This is a genomic window from Aquisalimonas sp., from assembly GCF_007120195.1.
Lineage (GTDB): Bacteria > Pseudomonadota > Gammaproteobacteria > Nitrococcales > Aquisalimonadaceae > Aquisalimonas.
The window spans coordinates 1-4,209 of sequence record NZ_SKOG01000222.1 but is presented as its reverse complement, the minus strand read 5'-3'; the positions used below and the strand labels follow the sequence as shown (position 1 = coordinate 4,209).

The following is a 4,209-nucleotide window of genomic DNA, read 5'->3' as shown; positions in this document are numbered from 1 at the left end:
CCTGGCATGCGCGATCCTCCTGGCACGTGGCGGCCGGCGAGTCATCGTGCATGAGCGCAGAACCGACGTTGGCGCCCGCTTTCACGGCGACTATCAAGGCCTGGAGAACTGGACCGGTGACTTTAATGCACTGGAGGAACTGGCCAGCGCGGGTATCAACCCAAGCTTCAGGCGCTGGCCCGTCTCGCACCTGACGGCGTTCGACCCCGACGGAGAGACTCACGAAATGCGCTCGGATGAGCCTTTCTGTTACCTGGTCCGGCGGGGACCTGGATCGGATACGCTGGATCATGCCTTGCTGGATCAAGCACTGGCTGCTGGCGTGGAGGTCCAGTTCAGCTCGACGATGAACCGCCTCTCGAGCCCCGGTGTCCTGGCCACCGGCCCGGCACGGGGCAACATCATGGCAGTCGGTTACCAGTTCCACACCGATTTGGCCGACGGGCAATGGGTTGCGGTCAGTGACGAGCTGGCACCCGGTGGCTACGCCTACCTGCTTGTGCGGGATGGCTGCGGCACGGTGGCGTGCTGCATGTTTCGGGCGTTCCACGAAAGCAATCATTACCTGCAACGCACCGTTGCGTTTTTCTCCGGCAAAGTTGGGCTGGAAATGCAGGCCACGCAACGCATCAGCGGCGTCGGCAACTACGGTATTCCATGCCGCGGGGAGCATGAAGGACATCTGCTCGTCGGGGAACACGCCGGATTTCAGGACGCCCTGGCGGGATTCGGAATGCGCTCTGCGATACGCTCAGGCATCCATGCCGCAAACAGCCTGCTTGGAGGTGGCGACTACGAGGCGCGCTGGCGGCAGTCGATTCTTCCCGGTATCCGCCAAAGCATCAGCAACCGGCTGATCTATGCCAGGTTGGGCCGCCGAGGGCGTCATGCATTTGTGCGCCGCATTGCCACAGGCGACGCCCGGGCCGGCCTCGCCACACTCTATCGACCGCACCTGTGGGGGCGACTACTGTATCCGTTTGCCGAGCTATCCGGCCGTATGCCGCAGAAGGACCCAAGATGCTGTCACAGGGTCTGCACCTGCGTTCGCTGTCGTTGCAGCCACTAGAACACTGCCACTGCATCTGAGGGGATAGCCTGCGCATGGCAACCGATTCGCCCGGAACACCGCCTTGCGGCGCTGCGTGCGGCAGCGCCGCGGAGACGTTGAATCGCCTCTGCTTCTGTCGCACTGTCGATCAGCATCTATTGCGCGAGCAGCTCCTGTCGGAGCAGCAGGATGCGGACCTCCACGAGGAAATCCTGGCGAGTCGCCCGCATCTGTTTTCCAACACGGCTGTTTTCCTCAGCCAGCAGCACGCCGGTGAAATGCGTGCGCTGATCGAGGCAGTGGAACAGGTGGTAGCCACACCGGCGTATCAGCGACACGTCATGGGCTGGGCACGACCAGTCGCTCGGCAGCGATTCGGGCCACTGGGCGCGTGCATGGGATACGACTTCCACCTGGGGCCGGACGGGCCGCAACTCATCGAGATCAATACGAACGCCGGCGGCGCCTGGCTCAATGCCGCCCTGGCGCGAGCGCAGACGCCCTGTTGCGCGAATCTATTGAAGGACTCCGCCACAGAGCGATCCCCTTCCGCCCTTGAGGACCGCTTGTTCGCCATGTTTCGTGACGAATGGGCCCTGCAACGGGGGGACGCATCTCTGGAAACCGTGGCAATCGTCGATGACTCCCCGACCGAGCAGTACCTGTCTCCGGAGTTTAACCTGGCCGCCCGGATGTTCCTGCGGCACGGGGTCAGAGCCGTGATCGCGGATGCTGCCTCACTCCAGTATGCCGAGGGCAAGTTGTGGCATGAAGGCACCCCCATCGACCTCGTCTACAACCGCCTGACCGATTTCACGCTGGAATCAGGCGAGCACGCGGCTCTGCGACATGCCTATGAGGCGGATGCGGTCGTGATGACCCCCAACCCGCACACCTACGCCTTGTATGCTGACAAGCGGAATCTGACTGCACTGACGGACCAGGAGCTACTGCGCCAGTGGCAGATCCCGGAACCCACCATCACGACGCTGCTGAGCGGCATTCCGCGCACCGTCGCAGTGACAGCCGAGAACGCGGACGCCTTGTGGCAGCAGCGGCGGCACTTGTTCTTCAAACCGGCCAGCGGGTACGGAAGCAAAGCCACCTATCGCGGGGATAAACTGACCAAGCGTGTCTGGGGGGAGATTCTCGAGAACCCCTATGTTGCCCAGTCCCGCATTCCACCAAGCGAGCGCGGTGTCCTGGTGGACGGTGAACAAACCACACTCAAGGTCGATCTGCGTAACTACGTCTACGCCGGCGACGTTCAGCTCATCGCGGCCCGGCTGTACCAGGGGCAGACCACGAACTTCCGCACGCCAGGGGGCGGCTTCGCATCCGTATTTACCTAAAACAGAAGAGGCGACTGCCTGTCGATGGTCGGCCGGCAGTGATGACGAACGAATGACATTGCCACCCCGATTACGCCGGCTTGTGACGCTTGCGTTCGTCGCGCTTGCAAGCGCCTCCTGCTTCGCGGCGCTCAAAGCAGGCCTTGAATACGCCCCGCCGTTACGCCTTGTGGCACTGCGTTTGTTGATCGGGGGCACGACATTGCTGGCGTTGCTTCCTGTCCTGGGCATTCGGTTGTTGCCCCACCGCGGCCTATGGCTGTGGATCGTCATGCTTGGTGTGGCCGTTACTGCTTTCGCCTACGGGAGCATGGCCATCAGCCTGGGATACACCGGCGCCGGGATTGCGTCGGTTCTGGGCAATAGCCAGCCATTACTAGCGGTGGCACTGGGCGTGTGGTTGTTCCACGAGAAACTGACACTGGCGCGGTTAATCGCGCTATTGATGGGTATCGCCGGTGTCATTCTGGTTGCGTACCCCGTGACCTCCGCTCTCCAGGTGGAAGGTGGCCTTGGGCCGCTACTGGCACTGGCATCCAGCGCCGGGTTGGTTGCTGCCAGCGTCGTCGTCAAGCATGTCGGGTCGGGCGTGTCGCGGCTCGTTCTCGCCGCGTGGCCATTAGTGCTCGGCAGCATCCCCTTGTTTCTGCTCTCGCTCGCCCTGGAACCAGTCAACGCAACCGACTGGTCCCCACATTTTGTTGGTGTACTGGTCTTCCTGGCTATTCCCGGCACCGCCCTACTGACACTTGGGTGGTACTCGCTCCTCCGGCATGAGGATCTCGGGCGATTGTCGCTGTACTTTTACGCGGTGCCTGCCGTCGGCCTTGTTCTTTCTTGGTTTCTCTATGCGGAGCCGATTACCGGACAGGAGTTCGGTGGGGTCGCCCTCATCCTCGGAAGTCTCGTCGCTGTCTCCTTCGAAGAGTGGCGCGCTGAGGGAAGCCCGAAAACGTCAAGTACCGGCTCGTAGATGGCCGTCGTCACCGCGCCTCCCCTCAAAGCCAGCGCCTGACCCTCCGGGCAACCCACTCACCGGCACGCCCGCGCCACGACCGCACCGACCACTTGGACAGGTGGATCTCCCGGGATTCACGCAGGTCATCGTCGAAACCCGCGGCCAACTCTCGGTTCAGTTCCGGGGACTCCGCCAGCAGATTGAGTTCATAGTTGATGAAGAAACTGCGGTAATCGAAATTGGCGGTTCCCACTGTCCCCCAGTGCCGATCAACGATGACTGTCTTGGCATGCAGCATGCGTGGCTGGTACTCGAAAACGCGCACGCCTGCGGCCAGCAACTTCGCGTAAGAAGAGCGTGCAGCCCACCCCAACAACCGTTAATCGGCCTTTGCAGGCACCACGACGCGGACATCCACCCCGCGCTTGGCCGCCTTGCACAGATGACGTCTGACCACGGAATCCGGCACCAGGTACGGGGTGGTCACCCAGATCCTCTCGCGTGCCATCGCGAACTGCTGCCGCAGGGCGCAACGAAGGCGATACTTACACGAGCGGCCATGATTCGTCAGAAAATGCGCGTCTCCCCTTGCGAGCGGTTGCCATCCATGGTGCCCCCGTTCGAACGCGCTCCATGCCTCGGCAGCTTCCGTGACCAGATGCCCCGTCACGCGCACATGGGTATCCCGCCACCGTTGCTCACCGAAATGGCGGCGGGAATTGAGTTCGGTGATGTTAAACCCGCCCACGTATGCGGCGGTGCCGTCGACGACCAGCAACTTACGATGATTGCGCCGGTGAAACCGCCAGGGCCGCCGCCAGTCGAAGGGGTGGCACCACGTGAAGCGT

The 4,209-nt window shown here is 62.5% G+C and carries 3 protein-coding genes and 1 pseudogene; 3 read left to right on the top strand and 1 reads right to left on the bottom strand.

All coding sequences use genetic code 11. The annotated features are described in order from the left end of the window. The 3 genes from QZT63_RS15775 to QZT63_RS15765 form a co-directional block, all read left to right on the top strand. Positions 1–1,069 (top strand): NAD(P)/FAD-dependent oxidoreductase (locus tag QZT63_RS15775; protein WP_290652449.1); only part of this gene is annotated, 1,069 nt, incomplete at its 5' end. Positions 1,070–1,104: 35 nt separating this feature from the next. Beyond that, positions 1,105–2,403, top strand: coding sequence for a hypothetical protein (locus QZT63_RS15770; RefSeq protein ID WP_290652448.1), 1,299 nt, complete (start codon positions 1,105–1,107; stop codon positions 2,401–2,403). A 52-nt stretch (positions 2,404–2,455) separates the two neighbouring features. Next, complete coding sequence (locus QZT63_RS15765) at positions 2,456–3,376, top strand: DMT family transporter (RefSeq protein ID WP_290652447.1); 921 nt, start codon at positions 2,456–2,458, stop codon at positions 3,374–3,376. A gap of 25 nt (positions 3,377–3,401) precedes the next feature. Here the strand turns inward: QZT63_RS15765 and QZT63_RS15760 are convergent. Continuing rightward, positions 3,402–4,139: pseudogene (locus QZT63_RS15760) on the bottom strand (phospholipase D-like domain-containing protein). Between the last annotated feature and the right edge of the window lie 70 nt (positions 4,140–4,209).

Excerpts from the sequence above, each read along its gene's own strand:
- QZT63_RS15765 (WP_290652447.1), top strand. The coding sequence starts at position 2,456 with ATGACATTGCCACCCCGATTACGCCGGCTTGTGACGCTTGCGTTCGTC.
- QZT63_RS15770 (WP_290652448.1), top strand. The coding sequence starts at position 1,105 with ATGGCAACCGATTCGCCCGGAACACCGCCTTGCGGCGCTGCGTGCGGC.